Source organism: Allobosea sp. LjRoot237, assembly GCF_964253285.1.
GTDB lineage: Bacteria > Pseudomonadota > Alphaproteobacteria > Rhizobiales > Beijerinckiaceae > Allobosea.
In genome coordinates, this window is record NZ_CAXUQP020000001.1 from 5,666,145 (window position 1) to 5,679,484 (window position 13,340).

Consider the following 13,340-nt stretch of genomic DNA (forward strand, 5'->3'; position numbering starts at 1 on the left):
GCGTCAGGTGAAGAGCTAATGACGCTTCGGAAGACAGGCTCGGCGTGACGCAGACTCGGTTCCAGACATTCGCCCTGACTGCCGAAGGGCTCGTTTGCCGCCGCGGCGGTCGTGCGATCTTCGACGGCGTGGGCTTTCGTCTGGCGAGTGGCGAGGCGATCGCGCTGACCGGCCGCAATGGCGCCGGCAAGTCGAGCCTGATCGCCATGCTGTGCGGGCGTTTGCGCCCTGAAGCCGGGGCGATCAGGCTCGAGGGACTCGACGACATGCCATTGGCAGAAGCGGCTCATCTCATCGGCCACCGCGACGGATTGAAGACTGCGCTGACGGCAACGGAGAACCTGCAGTTCGCGCAGGACCTGCTTGGCGCGCCGCGCCTGACGCCGGCCGATGCACTCGCCACGGTCGGCCTGCCGCATGTCGGGGCGCTGCCGGCCGGCTACCTCTCCGCCGGTCAGCGCCGGCGCGTGGCGCTGGCGCGGCTCCTGGTGGCATCGCGGCCGATCTGGCTGCTCGACGAGCCGATGGCGGCGCTCGATACCGGTTCGCAGGCGATGCTCTCCGGGCTGATGCAGGCGCATCTGGCGGCGGGAGGAGCAATTCTTGCTGCGACCCACGGGCCACTCGGCCTCGACGGCGCGCGCGAACTCAGGATCGGACTGTGAGCCGCGCCTTCCTCGCCATCCTGAAGCGTGATCTCGCCTTGGCGGTGCGGGCCGGTGGCGGCGGTGAGCTCGCGCTGGTCTTCTTTCTGACGGTCGTCGTCCTGATCCCATTCGCGCTCGGGCCCGACCTCAACCTGCTGTCGCGGATCGGTCCGGCGATCCTTTGGCTGGGGGCGCTGCTGGCGACGCTGATTGGGCTCGACCGCCTGTTTCAGGCCGATGAGGAGGACGGTTCGCTTGACCTGATCCGTGGCACGCCGCTGCCATTGGAGCTCGCCGTGCTTGCCAAGGCGCTGGCACACTGGCTGACGACCGGCCTGCCGCTGACCTTGGCCGCGCCGCTGCTCGGCCTGCTCGTCGCCCTGCCGGCAGAGGGAGTGTTGTCACTGATGGCGAGTCTGGCGCTCGGCACGCCGTCCCTGAGCTTTATTGGAGCGGCGGCGGCGGGGCTGACCGCGAGCCTGCGCCGCGGCGGCCTGATCCTGCCGATCCTGGTCGCGCCGCTCTGCGTGCCGGTCTTGATCTTCGGTGTTTCGGTCGCGGATATCAGCCGCAGCCCGATGTCGCTGCAGAGCCCGTTGCTGATCCTCGGAGCTCTTTCGCTGGCCTCGGCTGCGATTGGCTGCATCGCAGCGGCAGGCGCGCTGCGTCAGCCGGAATAGACCACGCTCGTGCCGGGAGAATGCGCATCGGCGTCGAGTTCAAGTGCGCAGCCTGACTGAGCCCCGAGACGGGCGATCATCGTAGTGATATCCTCGAACGCGACATTGTCTTGGCTGAAACGCGCCTGGATTTCTTCGGCGACGCCGAAAACGTCGAGCACGCGCGATAGTCAGGCGCGCCCGAGAAGGACTAGCGCCGTCCGGGCCGCATCGTCGCAGGGCTGCAAGGTCGATTGTGAGCCGGGCCGGCGATTGCTACATGCTCTCTCGTTGAAATTAAGAGCAGAGCCGGCCACCACCTCCATGGCGAGCCTTACCGAACTGGCCAATCCGGCGCGCTTCATGCGCCTGTCGAGTGTGCTGCTGCCCTGGCTCACGGGTGCGGCGGCATTGCTGCTCGCCATCGGCTTCTATCTCGTCTGGTTCGTTGCTCCCGCCGACTACCAGCAGGGTGAGACGATCAAGATCATGTACATCCATGTGCCGGCCGCCTGGCTGGCGCTGATGTTCTATTCGATGATGGCGCTCTCCGCGCTTGGCGTCCTGGTCTGGCGCCATCCGCTTGCCGACATCGCCCAACAGGCGGCGGCGCCGATCGGCGCCTGCTTCGCGCTGATCTGCCTGCTCACCGGCTCGTTCTGGGGCAAGCCGATGTGGGGGACCTACTGGGTCTGGGATGCGCGCCTGACCTCGATGCTGGTGCTGTTCCTGCTCTATCTCGGCGTCTTCGCGCTGCGCCGCGCCATCGATGAGCCATCCCGTGCCGGCCGCGCCGTCGCGATCCTGACGCTGGTCGGCTGCGTCAACATTCCGATCATCAAGTTCTCGGTCGACTGGTGGAGCACCTTGCATCAGCCGGCCTCGGTGCTCCGGCTCGGTGGCTCGACCATCCATGCCTCGATGCTCTGGCCGCTGCTGATCACCGCGCTCGGCTTCACGTTGCTGGCGCTCGCGTTGCACTGCGCCGCGATGCAGGCCGAGATCCTGCGCCGACGGGTCAGAACGCTGACGATCTTCGAGGCCGAGCGGCTCGACCGGCTGTCCTTGCAGGCGGCGCAATGATGGACGCACTTGGACCCCATGCCGGCTTCATCCTCGCCGCCTATCTGGCGGCGGCGGTGATTCTCTCCGGCCTTGCGGCAGCTATCCTGGTCGACCGGCGCGCGCAGAGGCGGGCCTTGGCGGCGTTGGAGGAACGTGGGGCGGGCCGCCGCAGCGGAGCCACGTCATGAGCGAGGCTGCGACCTCACCGCCGCGGCGCTCGCCCTGGCTCTATGCGATCCCGCTGCTGATTTTTGCGGCGCTGGCCGCGGTGTTCGCCAAGGGGTTGTTCTCCGGTGACGCCAGCAAGGTGCCATCGGCCCTGATCGGCAAGCCGGCTCCGGCGATCACATTGCCTCCGCTCGAAGGGCTGCAGCGTGACGGTCAGCCCGTGCCGACTTTCAGCATGGCGGATCTGGCCAAGGGCAAGACAACGATCGTCAATGTCTTCGCGAGCTGGTGTGCGCCCTGCCGGGTCGAGCATCCCTTCCTCGTCGCCATGGCAGATTCAGCTGCGGTGAAGGGAGGCAAGGTTGCGCTCGTCGGCTTCAACTACAAGGACGAGGCCGAGAATGCCCGCCGCGTCCTCGGCGCGCTCGGTAATCCCTACTCCGCCGTCGGCGTCGATCGCAACGGCCGCGCCGCGATCGACTGGGGCGTCTACGGCGTGCCCGAGACCTTCCTGATCGGGCCGGACGGGCGCATCCTCGATAAGCATGTCGGCCCGCTCGACGGTCCGGCGGCGTCGCGATTGCTGGCGCGGGCGCAGAAGGGCAGCTGAAGCGGTCCAGAACGTTTCCCAAACTGCAGAAGCGCTCTGGTTCTTTGTTTTATCGCATTTTCTTCACGCGAACCGGTGCCACTTCGCTTGGAAATGCTCTATTGCAGCGGCGGGCCGAAGCGCAGGCTGCGCCAGGTCGCGAGTACGGCATCGAGCAGGCTCGGCTCATCGAAATAGCCGGCGATGTGGATCTGCCCGCCGTCACGTGCGCAGGCGAAGCCATAGAATGCAGGCTGGCGCTCGTCTTCCGCCCCTTCATGGAGACGATAAGCGAAACGGATGAAGTCGGTCTCGCGCTCCTCGATCAGATCGAAAGCGGCCGAGGCGTGGATTTCCCGCCATTCGGCAAGCGCATCCTCCGGATCACCGGCATCGTAAGCGTTGAGCCAGAAGGTCAGACCACGCGGACTATGCCAGAAGACCAGCGAGCCATCCTCGACACGGCGGGCCATCGGGAAGGGCAGCACGAGACTCCAGTCCGGGACGAGCGGCTGGCGGCCCTCGACGAGCGGGGGCGCCTCGCTCACGCGGCCTTTTTCCCACCGACCAGGCTTTCGAACATGCCGCGCCCGTCGGTGCCGCCGACGAGGCCGTCGATCAGGTTCTCCGGATGCGGCATCAGGCCGAGGACGTTGCGGCTGGCTGAGTAGATGCCGGCGATGTGATTGAGCGAGCCGTTCGGATCGGCTTCGGCCGTGATCCGGCCTTCGGAGTCACAATAGCGGAAGGCAACGAGGCCCTCGCCTTCGAGCCGGGCGAGCGTCTCGGGGTCGCAGATATAGTTGCCCTCGCCATGGGCGATGCAGACGTCGATCACCTGGCCCTTGGTATAGGCCGACGTGAAGGCGGTGTCGTTGCGCTCGACCTTGAGGTGCTGGCGCTTGCAGACGAATTTGAGGTTGGCGTTACGGGCGAGCACGCCGGGCAGCAGCCCGGCCTCGCAGGCGATCTGGAAGCCGTTGCAGATGCCGAGGACGAGGCCGCCGCGCGCCGCATGCGCCCGCGTCGCGTCCATGATGTGGGCGCGTCCGGCGATGGCGCCGCAGCGCAGATAGTCGCCATAGGAGAAGCCGCCGGGCAGGACGACGAGGTCGGTTCCGGCCGGCAGCTCATGGTCGGCATGCCAGACATGGTCGACGGTCGCGCCGGCCTGGCGCAGCGCCTTGGCGACGTCGCCGTCGCGGTTCGAGCCGGGGAAGGTGATGACGGCGGCGCGCATGGGATGGCCCTTTCCTATCAACGGCTGGCGCTGCGGCGTGGGCCGCCATCGACGACCTCGACCGACCTGAGAAATTCGTCGAGATGGCGGCCCGCTGCCGCTTCGTTTTGCGAGATCGACAGGATGTTGAATGCAAGCGAGCCGGCGAAGACCGAAGTCGACCGGCTGAATTCAGTCTTGCCGTCGCGCTGCTTGGTGTAGGCGAAGCTGAAGGACGGGAAGCCCTTGGTCGTTCCCGTTCGCGGCGTAGCCGTGATTGCTGCACCCTCCTGTGCCGCTTTTTCGGCGACACGCTGTGCCAGATCGAGCAGCGCCTGCGGGTCGGGCTTGCGGGTCGGACTAGCGAGACGCGCATAGATGACTGCGGAGGGGGCAGGACATGCCAGCGGCCGGCAAACGAAGACGGTGCGCGCGGCGCTGAGCGTGTCGATGCCGCGACCCTGCCATTTCTCGCGATCGACATTCTGCAGGCGCAGCCGGGTCTCGCCCGGCCGGATCGGTGCGTCGAATTCAGCTTCAGTCAGCCGGTTCGGTTTGGTTACGGTTGTTTGGCAGGCGCCGAGCGCGAGAGCCAGCAGAGCGGCGAGGCCGATCTTGATCATGTGGGGCATTGGTCAGCCAACCAGCTCGACGCGGTAATTCTCGATCACGGTGTTGGCGAGGAGCTTCTCGCAGGCGGCCTTGAGGGCGGCCTCGGCGGCGGCCTTGTCGGCGCCGTCGAGCTCGATGTCGAAGACCTTGCCCTGGCGGACGGAGCCGACGCCGTCGATGCCGAGCGATTTCAGCGCGCCCTCGATCGCCTTGCCCTGCGGGTCGAGCACGCCGGTCTTGAGGGTGACGGTGACGCGGGCTTTCATCGTGATCTCCGGAACAGGGCGCTTGTGGGTTCGCTTAACCGCGAATCGATGGAGGCTCAACCATTTCAGCGGCTCGCCCAGGTGGCGCGGGCGAAATCCTGGGCGGCTTGCGAATCATCGGTCACTGCGATCGCCATGGCGAGCGTAGTGTCCTTGCGGGCGTAGAGGATGGCGGTCGAGGCCAGGCGGCCGCCATCCTTGGCGCGGATCTCGACGAGGATGCCATCGGTGCCCTCCTGCTTGAAGCGGGAGACCGTGGTCGTGCTCGCCGGCTTGTCGGCCTGCTTCGCCTTTGGGCGTTTCGAGAATTCCCGCGCCAGCCGCGCCGGATCGAGCGCGAGCGTCCTTGCCATGTCGGCGGCTTCACGGCCTTCGAAGCTCAGCAGCGCGGCGACACCTGGACGCTGGCAGTCCTGCGGCGTGCAGAAGACCATCGCCTTCGGATTGATGCCGTCGTTGACCACCCAGTTCTGGATCGGCAACGGCTCCCAGCCGCGACCGGCGGCGAGCTGGACCAGGCCCGGGCCGAAATGGTCGGCGCAGCCGGCGATCAGCAGAGCGCCCAGCGAGAGTACGCCCAAACGCAAACGGGAGCGCAAGCGCTCCCGTCCGACAATCAGAGTCTCGGTAGCCGCGGCGGTCACTGCACCAGGCGCGGCAATTATTGCACCAGCCGGGGGCCTGCCGGGCCCGGCTTTTCGTTCTCGCCGAGGATGCCGAGGCGGCGCGCCACTTCGGTATAGGCCTCGATCAGCCCGCCCAGATCGCGGCGGAAGCGATCCTTGTCCATCTTGTCCTTCGACCGGATGTCCCAGAGACGGCAGGAATCGGGGCTGATCTCATCGGCAACGACGATGCGCATCATCTCGCCTTCCCAGAGCCGGCCGCACTCGATCTTGAAGTCGACGAGACGGATGCCGGCGCCGAGGAAGAGGCCGGACAGGAAGTCGTTGACACGGATGGCGAGCGCCATGATGTCGTCGATTTCCTGCGGCGTCGCCCAGCCGAAGGCGGTGATGTGCTCTTCCGAGACCATCGGATCGCCCAGCGCGTCGTTCTTGTAGTAGAACTCGATGATCGAGCGCGGCAGCTGGGTGCCTTCCTCGATGCCGAGCTTGGTCGAGAGCGAGCCGGCCGCGACATTGCGGACCACGACCTCGAGCGGAATGATCTCGACCTCGCGAATCAGCTGCTCACGCATGTTGAGCCGGCGGATGAAATGCGTGGGGACGCCGATATCGTTCAGGTTGCTGAAGATGTGCTCGGAGATGCGGTTGTTCAGCACGCCCTTGCCGTCGATCACTTCATGCTTCTTGGCATTGAAGGCGGTCGCGTCGTCCTTGAAATGCTGGATCAGCGTTCCGGGCTCCGGTCCCTCATAGAGGACCTTCGCCTTGCCTTCGTAAATGCGACGGCGGCGGTTCATCGGGATATACCGTGGCTTGAGGAAATCCAAAGGGTCGGCCTCTCTCTGGTCGCGGTTGCCCGCGGCGGGATCATGGCCCTTTTCAGCACGCTCTCGCGCAATCTCGTTGCTCTGTCGAGTTCGATCCTGGCGCGCCGGTCCGGCTGGTTCATGCGGGCCTTGCTCCCTAAGAACCGGCCACACTTCGCGCTATATGGGCCTTTCGTGCTGCAAACGCAACAAAGCGCCTGAGGCGGTACGCCGGCGCCTGGTTCGACTGGGTTGGATCGGCTTGAACGGCATGGCCTCTAGCCCGCACCGCCATCACATTGCTATATGGCGAAGCTGATATCGCGCCGCAGCAAGATTGCCGCTCCGAAGAGGATAAGAAACCCCATGACCACCTTCGACCAGCGCAAGGACGCCTACGAGAACAAGTTCGCGCATGACGAGGAGCTGCGCTTCAAGGCGACGGCCCGGCGCAACAAGCTGCTCGGCCTGTGGGCAGCGGAGAAGCTCGGCAAGAGCGGCGCCGATGCCGACGCCTATGCCAAGTCGGTCGTGCTCGCCGATTTCGAGGAGGCCGGCGACGACGACGTGCTGCGCAAGGTCAAGGCCGATTTCGCCGCTGGCAGCGTCACCGTCGCCGACGACGAGATCCGCCAGACCATGACCGAGCTGCTGATCAAGGCCGCCGACGAGATCCAGGCTGGCCGCTGAGAGATCGCTCGGGCGCAAGGCGGCCTTGGCCGCATTGCGCCCTTGAGCATGGCGCATGCCGCAGCGTTTGCCTTTCACCGCCGGTTCGGTTCAGGGTCGGTGGACCCGCCAGTGGTGAAAGAGCGGGCAACCGGATGAATGCGCTCATGACCACCGCCAAGCCGACCGTGCTGTCCTCGCTCGCCGATCGCCTCGCCAGGGGCGAGACACTGCTCTCCGCCTGGTGCGGGCTGCCTGATCCGAGCATCGCCGCGATCCTGGCCCAGGAAGGCTTCGATGCGGTCACGCTCGACATGCAGCATGGCCCGATCACGCTGGCAGAGGTCATCCGGGCGATCCCGCTGATCAACGCTGCCGGCAAGCCGGCCATAGCGCGCATTCCGGTCGGCGAGTTCCAGAACGTCTCGAAGCTGTTCGATTCCGGCGCCTCGGGCGTGATCGCGCCGATGATCAACACGATCGAGGATGCGCGCCGGCTTGCGGCCTATGCCAAATATCCGCCGCTCGGCGAGCGCAGCTGGGGCAGCTATGGCGGCCTCGGCGCTTCCGGGCTCGACCAGAACAGCTATCTCAAGCAGGCCAACGATTTCTCGCTGACCTTCGCGATGATCGAGACCCGCGAGGCGATGGCGATCGTCGACGACATTCTTGCCCTCGACGGGATCGACGCACTCTTCGTCGGCCCGTCCGATCTCTCGATCGCGCTGTCCGGCGGCGCCTCCGTTAATGCCTCGGCCAAGGAAGTCGACGATGCGCTGCGCCATATCGTGGCGCGGGCGAATGCGGTGAAGAAGCCGGTCGCCTTCTATGCGGCAACGGCGGAGCGCGCCAAGCAGGGCGTCGAGATGGGCGCGCGTCTGGTCACGGTGATGAGCGATACCGGCCTGCTGCGCGCGGCGAGCCAGGCGGCGCTGAAGGTGATCAAGGGCTGACCTGCTGAGCCCTCATCCTGAGGATGCGGCCGGAGGCTGCGTCTCGAAGGATGCTTCAGGAGGCTCCAGGGACCGTTCGAACATCCTTCGAGACGCGGACACATGTCCGCTCCTCAGGATGAGGGCTGCAGGTGTCGAAACACCTGCGAAGTCTCAGGCGTTGATGCCCTCGCGCGATTTCAGCGCGGCATAATAGGCCCAGAGCAGGCGCGCGGCGACGCCGCGCCAGGGGCGCCACGCCTCTGCCAGTTCGGTCAGCTCGGCTGGTTTCGGCCGCACCGGCAGGTCGAAGGCGACTTTCGCCGCCTCCTGGACCGCGAGGTCGCCGGCGGCGAAGCCGTCGCGATGGCCAAGGCAGAACAGCAGGTAGACATCCGCAGTCCAGGGGCCGATGCCGGAGACGGCCGTCATATGTGCGTGGACGAACTCCGGTGTCGCCGCCTCGAGGCCGGCAAGATCGAGCCGGCTCTCGACGATGGCGGCAGCGACGGCGCGCAGCGTTTTCTGCTTCGGCCGCGACAGGCCCGAGAGCCGCATCTCTTCGTCATCGGCGGCGAGGACGCGTTCCGGCGTCAGGGGGCTGAGCACGCTTTCGACCCGGCTCCAGACTGCGCGGGCGCTCGCCACCGAGAGCTGCTGTGAGACGATGATCGAGGCGAGGCTGAGGAAGCCGCTCTCGCGCCGGCGCAAAGGCGGGATGCCGGTGCGAGCGATGATCCGCTCCCAGACGGGATCAAGGGCGACGAGGGTCGCCATGCCTTCTTCGAGATCGGCAATGCAGGAAATCGTCGTCATGCTGGTCCGGTCTATCGCCGATCGCCGTTCCGGTTCCTGTCAGGATGCCAGGCTTGGCTGTGCTCACGGCAGACCATAGACAGGAGAGGATGGCATCGTCTTCCCCTGTCTTCCGGTTTGCGCCGAGCCCGAACGGGCGGCTGCATCTCGGCCATGCCTATTCGGCCCTGGCCAATGAGCGGCTGGCGGCGCGTCTTGGCGGCGATCTCCTGCTTAGGATCGAGGATATCGATCGCGCCCGCTGTCGGCCTGAGTTCGAGCAAGGCATCCATGACGATCTCGCCTGGCTCGGAATATCCTTCTCGCCCGATGCCCGGCGGCAATCCGAGCATTTCGACGATTATCGCCGGGCGCTGGATCGGCTCGACGCGCTGGGACTGGTCTATCCGTGCTTCTGTTCGCGGCAGGAGGTGAAGGACGCGGTCCAACGGCGCGAGGCCGAGACCGGAATGCCCTGGCCGCGCGATCCCGACGGTGCGCCGCTCTATCTGGGGATGTGCCGCTTGCTGAGCGAGGCGGATGTGCAGCGGCGCATCGAGGCAGGCGAACTACATGTGCTGCGGCTCGCGATGGACCGGGCGCTGGCACGAACAGCGAGCGAAGCACTCACCTACCGCCTCTTCGACGGCAATGGAGAGGAGCGCGAGGTCGCGGTCGATCCGGCGCGCTGGGGTGATGTCGTGCTGGCGCGAAAGGATGTGCCGACGAGCTATCATCTTTCGGTGGTCACCGACGACGCGCTGCAGGGCGTCAGCCACGTCGTGCGGGGTGAGGACCTCGAGGCTGCGACCGACATCCATGTCCTGTTGCAGCGCCTGCTCGGCCTGGCGACGCCGCGCTATCATTTCCATGCGCTGCTGCTGGATGAGGGCGGTCAGAAGCTTGCGAAGAGCCGGCTGTCGCAGAGCCTCGCCGATCTGCGGGCGCAAGGGATGACGCCAGAAGCGATTCGAAGGCAGCTCGGTTTCACGTGAATCGCTGCCGATCGGGCAAGGGCCGCTCGGTCAGCCAACCCCGAGGAAGGTCAGCCAGCCGATCGTCGTGAAGAGCGAGAGCGCGGTCGAGAGCGCGATCGCGCTGGAGGCGTCGGCGACGCCCTGCTTGTAGCGCTCGGCGAAGAGATAGGCGTTGATCCCGCAAGGGCAGGCGGCAAAGAGCACGGCGACGCCGGCCCAGGCAACCGGCATGGCGAATACCTTCGTCGCGAGCAGGAAGACGATCAGCGGGTGCAGCACGAGCTTGAGGAAGCTCAACACCGCCGGCAGGCCGATGCCGGAGGCGAGTCCGTAGCGCCGGAGCGCAATGCCGAGGCTGATCAGCGCGCAGGGAACGGCCGCGCCCGCGATCAAGTCGACGATCGACCAGAGTGGCGTTGGAACCAGGGCAACGAAGGGGCGCGCTGCGCTGCCGAGCAGGATGCCGACGACGATCGGGTGGGTGAACAGCCGTTTCAGCAACAGGAGCGGCGAGGTGCCCCGGCCTTCGGCGAGCATGGTCGCGGCCGTCATCGTCACCGGCAGATGCACCGCGAGCAGCAGGCCGAGCGGGACGGCGCCGGCTTCGCCATAGGCCTTCAGGATCATCGGCACGCCGACGAAGACGGTGTTCGACTGCGCCGCGGCAAAGCCGGAGACGACGAGCTCGGGGCCTTTGCGGGCGAACAGCTGTCGCGCCACGAGCTGGGCGATGACCCAGACGATCGCGAGGCCGGTGAAATAGGAGACCCAGTAGCCCCAGGGCTGGTCCGGCGGGATCGCAGCCGTCGCCAAGGTCTTGAACAGCAGGCAGGGCACGGCGAGGACGAAGACGAAGTCGGAGAGACCCTCGCCGGTGGTTTCGCGCAGCAGTTTCACCCAGCGCGCAGCATAGCCGATCGCGATCAGGCCGAAGACAGGCAGGACGATGAGCAGCGAGGAGAGCATCTGGCCGGTAACAGGAGTGAACTGTCAGCGCAATTGCGCGGTCTGGCCTCCGGCCTTTTCGATCAGGCCCTGGACCTCGTCGCGCTGGCGCTTGAATTCGGCGAGGGCCTTGCCGTCGAGCTCGCGGCCGCGCGGCACCTTGATCTTCATCGGGTTGACGAAATTGCCGTTGACCATGACCTCGTAGTGCAGATGCGGGCCGGTCGAGAGACCGGTATTGCCGAGGAAGCCGATCACCTGGCCCTGGCGGACCTTGACGCCGGGCGCGATGCCCTTGGCGAAAGCCGACTGGTGTGAATAGGCCGTGACGTAGCCGTTGGCGTGCTGGATCTCGATGCGGCGGCCATAGCCTGAATCCCACTCCGCCTTGATGATCGTGCCGTTGCCGGCGGCGAGGATCGGCGTCCCGATCTTGTTGGCCCAGTCGACGCCGGTGTGCATCTTCGAATAGCGCATGATCGGGTGATAGCGCATGCCGAAGCCCGAACGCATTTCGGCGTCCGTGATCGGCTTGCGCAGCAGGAACTTCTTCAGCGACCGGCCTTCCGGGTCGAAATAGTCGATCAGCCCGTCCTCGGGCGCCTGATAGCGGAAAACCTGCCTGGTCTCGCCACCGATGGTGAGCGTGGCCGAAAGAATCTCGGCGCGCTCGCCCTCGTCCTCGTCGGTGAAGATGACCTCGAGATTGTCGCCGCCGCGCACACGCTGCTGGAAATCCAGGTCATAGGAGAAGATGCGCACGAGTTCGTCGATCAACGGGCGCGGCAGGTCATGGCGCAGTCCGGTCTCATAAAGGCTCTCATAGAGGCGCGCACCCGTACCGCCTTCCTCTTCATCCTCTTCGTCCTCCTCCGGATTGGCCTGCGATTTTGGTTGCGGGCCGATCGTCTCGGCCTTCGGCAAGGCCACGGGAACGAAGAGGCCCTTGTCGTTGATCGCGATCATCGCCGAAGGGCGCCCGTTCTCGAGCAAGGCGACGCGAGCGATCTGACGTGGATCGCCGGGGCGCGGGCCGGGCGCGAACAGCGCCTGCAGCACCTGGCCTTCCGGCAGGGCAGCGACCTTCACCCGCCCGTCGAAGGCCTTCATCATCGAGACGATCTGGTCGCGGCTCGCTCCGGCATTGCGAACCACAGTCTCGAAATTCTCGCCGCGACGGGTGATCAGCAACTTCTCCTCGACCAGCGGCTCGCGCGAAGCGGCGATCGGGGTCTTCGGCGCGTTTGTCACGTTCTCCGGAACGACACGGACCTCGATGCCCGAGAACGAGGTGTCGGTCGCAGGCGCATAGGAGAGCAGACTGCCGGCGCCGGCGGCCTGGCTGCCTTGCGCGAGCGTGCGGCTCAACATCAGCTGCGGCGGGATCGGCAAGGCGGCCCGGCGGTCGGCGGCGGCGAGATTGGCGCGCTCTTCCTCCATCTGGTTGATCACGTCGGCGTCGGTCAGATTGGCCTTGCCCGGCGTGACCGGCAGATCGGCGAGATCGCGCTTGGTGATCGAGACGTCCGCATCCGGCATCTCGCTGACCGGCTCGGCATAGCGCTCGCTGCCGGGCGCTCCCTCGGCGAAGAGTCGCAGCGGATTGAATGGCGGGATGTTGGTGGCGTAGACGCCGCTGGTCAGCGAGAGATTGGTCGAGAGCCTGACAAAGGGGCGGACCCGGATGACTTCACGGTCGCCGATACGCTGGGACATCGGCGCGCGCAGCGTGTGCCGCGCGGAGGCGATCGGCTGCTCGGCGACGAGCTTGTCGCCTTTGCGGGCGCCGCCGCCGACCGAGGTGGTCTGATGCAGGGTGATCGGTTCCGGGCGCTCGGCGAAACTGGTGTCGCCGCGCACCGCGACGAGAATGGCGCCGCCGAGCAGTGCTGCACCGCAGGAGCCGACCAACAGGCAGGCGGCAAGCCAGCGCAGCGAGACACCGCGACGATCCATGCCGGCAGGCGCGGAGCCCGCCGGGGTGATCGGCGGCTCGATTCCGAGATCGACGAGCAGCGCCGTCGCTTCCGGCGTCAGCGGCTCATGCGGCGCTCTCAGATCCGGAGGGGCGTTCATAGGGCGTCTGGCGAATCCATGAAAAGCACCCGACGGGCGCCGGGCTCGATGCCGTGAGTGTGCATGGACCCTATATAGAAGAGAGCATGCCTTCGTCACGCGCCGGAATCAATCTTGAGGGCCGGGCCCCGGCAGATGCCGCCGCGCAGACATTGCGGCTGTGGGAAATAATTGCGGCTGTTTGCAGGCGAGGCCCGCTGCCATCGAGGTGGAAGCGGATCATCCGAAGTCCCGGGAAGCGGTGAAAAACCGCTGAAATCGCGAGCCGGATAAAAAAGCGCGTCCC

Annotated in this window: 19 protein-coding genes; 8 read left to right on the plus strand and 11 right to left on the minus strand. The window is 66.2% G+C overall.

All coding sequences use genetic code 11. The features are described from left to right. Positions 1-44 precede the first annotated feature (44 nt). Positions 45-665, plus strand: coding sequence for a heme ABC exporter ATP-binding protein CcmA (gene ccmA / locus ACSQ24_RS27490; protein WP_436097768.1), 621 nt, complete (start codon positions 45-47; stop codon positions 663-665). Beyond that, positions 662-1,327, plus strand: a complete 666-nt coding sequence (gene ccmB, locus ACSQ24_RS27495) for a heme exporter protein CcmB (RefSeq protein ID WP_436097769.1) — start codon at positions 662-664, stop codon at positions 1,325-1,327. The genes ccmA and ccmB overlap by 4 nt, the downstream gene beginning before the upstream one ends. Here the strand turns inward: ccmB and ACSQ24_RS27500 are convergent. Then, positions 1,315-1,488, minus strand: coding sequence for a hypothetical protein (locus tag ACSQ24_RS27500; RefSeq protein ID WP_436097770.1), 174 nt, complete (start codon positions 1,486-1,488; stop codon positions 1,315-1,317). The two genes, ccmB and ACSQ24_RS27500, sit on opposite strands and share 13 nt — an antisense overlap. Before the next feature lie 142 nt (positions 1,489-1,630). Here ACSQ24_RS27500 and ACSQ24_RS27505 point away from each other — a divergent pair, with 142 nt between their 5' ends. Genes ACSQ24_RS27505 through ACSQ24_RS27515 form a run of 3 tightly spaced genes read left to right on the plus strand, consistent with a single transcriptional unit; the run spans position 1,631 to position 3,149 of the window. Continuing rightward, positions 1,631-2,389, plus strand: coding sequence for a heme ABC transporter permease (locus ACSQ24_RS27505; RefSeq protein WP_436097771.1), 759 nt, complete (start codon positions 1,631-1,633; stop codon positions 2,387-2,389). Continuing rightward, positions 2,389-2,559: a heme exporter protein CcmD gene (gene ccmD / locus ACSQ24_RS27510; protein ID WP_436097772.1), complete on the plus strand. Its 171-nt coding sequence runs from the start codon at positions 2,389-2,391 to the stop codon at positions 2,557-2,559. The genes ACSQ24_RS27505 and ccmD overlap by 1 nt, the downstream gene beginning before the upstream one ends. Then, positions 2,556-3,149, plus strand: a complete 594-nt coding sequence (locus ACSQ24_RS27515; protein WP_436097773.1) for a DsbE family thiol:disulfide interchange protein — start codon at positions 2,556-2,558, stop codon at positions 3,147-3,149. The genes ccmD and ACSQ24_RS27515 overlap by 4 nt, the downstream gene beginning before the upstream one ends. 98 nt (positions 3,150-3,247) lie before the next feature. Here ACSQ24_RS27515 and ACSQ24_RS27520 read toward each other — a convergent pair whose 3' ends face one another. From ACSQ24_RS27520 to purC, 6 genes are all read right to left on the minus strand, one after another. Then, positions 3,248-3,676 (minus strand): hypothetical protein, encoded by a 429-nt coding sequence (locus ACSQ24_RS27520; RefSeq protein WP_436097774.1) that lies wholly within the window; start codon positions 3,674-3,676, stop codon positions 3,248-3,250. Next, the gene (purQ, locus tag ACSQ24_RS27525) at positions 3,673-4,368 is read right to left on the minus strand and encodes a phosphoribosylformylglycinamidine synthase subunit PurQ (RefSeq protein ID WP_436097775.1); all 696 of its coding nucleotides are present in this window, start codon (positions 4,366-4,368) and stop codon (positions 3,673-3,675) included. The genes ACSQ24_RS27520 and purQ overlap by 4 nt, the downstream gene beginning before the upstream one ends. A gap of 17 nt (positions 4,369-4,385) precedes the next feature. Continuing rightward, positions 4,386-4,970, minus strand: a complete 585-nt coding sequence (locus ACSQ24_RS27530) for a hypothetical protein (protein WP_436097776.1) — start codon at positions 4,968-4,970, stop codon at positions 4,386-4,388. Between the two features lie 12 nt (positions 4,971-4,982). After that, on the minus strand, positions 4,983-5,225 hold the full coding sequence (gene purS / locus ACSQ24_RS27535) for a phosphoribosylformylglycinamidine synthase subunit PurS (RefSeq protein ID WP_152012628.1): 243 nt from the start codon (positions 5,223-5,225) through the stop codon (positions 4,983-4,985). Positions 5,226-5,290: 65 nt separating this feature from the next. Then, complete coding sequence (locus ACSQ24_RS27540; protein ID WP_436097777.1) at positions 5,291-5,824, minus strand: hypothetical protein; 534 nt, start codon at positions 5,822-5,824, stop codon at positions 5,291-5,293. Positions 5,825-5,886: 62 nt separating this feature from the next. After that, positions 5,887-6,681 carry a phosphoribosylaminoimidazolesuccinocarboxamide synthase gene (purC, locus tag ACSQ24_RS27545; protein WP_126114755.1) on the minus strand — a complete coding sequence of 265 codons (795 nt, stop codon included), beginning with the start codon at positions 6,679-6,681 and terminating at the stop codon, positions 5,887-5,889. Positions 6,682-7,026: 345 nt separating this feature from the next. Between purC and ACSQ24_RS27550 the strand changes: the two genes are divergently transcribed. Then, positions 7,027-7,350, plus strand: a complete 324-nt coding sequence (locus ACSQ24_RS27550; protein ID WP_436097778.1) for a DUF1476 domain-containing protein — start codon at positions 7,027-7,029, stop codon at positions 7,348-7,350. A 146-nt stretch (positions 7,351-7,496) separates the two neighbouring features. Next, entirely contained in the window at positions 7,497-8,282 is a 786-nt protein-coding gene (locus ACSQ24_RS27555) for an HpcH/HpaI aldolase family protein (protein WP_436097779.1), read from the plus strand. A gap of 153 nt (positions 8,283-8,435) precedes the next feature. On the opposite strand, the gene ACSQ24_RS27560 is transcribed toward ACSQ24_RS27555, so the two are convergent. Then, positions 8,436-9,077, minus strand: coding sequence for a DNA-3-methyladenine glycosylase family protein (locus ACSQ24_RS27560; RefSeq protein ID WP_436097780.1), 642 nt, complete (start codon positions 9,075-9,077; stop codon positions 8,436-8,438). Between the two features lie 89 nt (positions 9,078-9,166). Between ACSQ24_RS27560 and gluQRS the strand changes: the two genes are divergently transcribed. After that, the gene (gene gluQRS, locus ACSQ24_RS27565) at positions 9,167-10,051 is read left to right on the plus strand and encodes a tRNA glutamyl-Q(34) synthetase GluQRS (protein WP_436097781.1); all 885 of its coding nucleotides are present in this window, start codon (positions 9,167-9,169) and stop codon (positions 10,049-10,051) included. Between the two features lie 30 nt (positions 10,052-10,081). Here gluQRS and ACSQ24_RS27570 read toward each other — a convergent pair whose 3' ends face one another. The 3 genes from ACSQ24_RS27570 to ACSQ24_RS27580 all read right to left on the minus strand — a co-directional run. Next, a complete protein-coding gene (locus tag ACSQ24_RS27570; protein WP_436097782.1) occupies positions 10,082-10,999 on the minus strand; it encodes an AEC family transporter in 918 nt (305 codons plus the stop codon). A 24-nt stretch (positions 11,000-11,023) separates the two neighbouring features. Beyond that, positions 11,024-13,054, minus strand: coding sequence for a M23 family metallopeptidase (locus tag ACSQ24_RS27575; protein WP_436097783.1), 2,031 nt, complete (start codon positions 13,052-13,054; stop codon positions 11,024-11,026). Between the two features lie 70 nt (positions 13,055-13,124). Then, a partial coding sequence (locus ACSQ24_RS27580; protein ID WP_436097784.1) for a hypothetical protein occupies positions 13,125-13,340 on the minus strand: 216 nt, incomplete at its 5' end.

Bases quoted from the DNA above. Each gene is read 5' to 3' on its own strand.
- ACSQ24_RS27505 (WP_436097771.1), top strand. From the start codon at position 1,631: ATGGCGAGCCTTACCGAACTGGCCAATCCGGCGCGCTTCATGCGCCTG.
- ccmD (WP_436097772.1), top strand. From the start codon at position 2,389: ATGGACGCACTTGGACCCCATGCCGGCTTCATCCTCGCCGCCTATCTG.
- ACSQ24_RS27515 (WP_436097773.1), top strand. From the start codon at position 2,556: ATGAGCGAGGCTGCGACCTCACCGCCGCGGCGCTCGCCCTGGCTCTAT.
- purQ (WP_436097775.1), bottom strand. From the start codon at position 4,368: ATGCGCGCCGCCGTCATCACCTTCCCCGGCTCGAACCGCGACGGCGAC.
- ACSQ24_RS27530 (WP_436097776.1), bottom strand. From the start codon at position 4,970: ATGATCAAGATCGGCCTCGCCGCTCTGCTGGCTCTCGCGCTCGGCGCC.
- purS (WP_152012628.1), bottom strand. From the start codon at position 5,225: ATGAAAGCCCGCGTCACCGTCACCCTCAAGACCGGCGTGCTCGACCCG.
- ACSQ24_RS27550 (WP_436097778.1), top strand. From the start codon at position 7,027: ATGACCACCTTCGACCAGCGCAAGGACGCCTACGAGAACAAGTTCGCG.
- ACSQ24_RS27555 (WP_436097779.1), top strand. From the start codon at position 7,497: ATGACCACCGCCAAGCCGACCGTGCTGTCCTCGCTCGCCGATCGCCTC.
- ACSQ24_RS27560 (WP_436097780.1), bottom strand. From the start codon at position 9,077: ATGACGACGATTTCCTGCATTGCCGATCTCGAAGAAGGCATGGCGACC.
- gluQRS (WP_436097781.1), top strand. From the start codon at position 9,167: ATGGCATCGTCTTCCCCTGTCTTCCGGTTTGCGCCGAGCCCGAACGGG.
- ACSQ24_RS27570 (WP_436097782.1), bottom strand. From the start codon at position 10,999: ATGCTCTCCTCGCTGCTCATCGTCCTGCCTGTCTTCGGCCTGATCGCG.
- ACSQ24_RS27575 (WP_436097783.1), bottom strand. From the start codon at position 13,054: ATGAACGCCCCTCCGGATCTGAGAGCGCCGCATGAGCCGCTGACGCCG.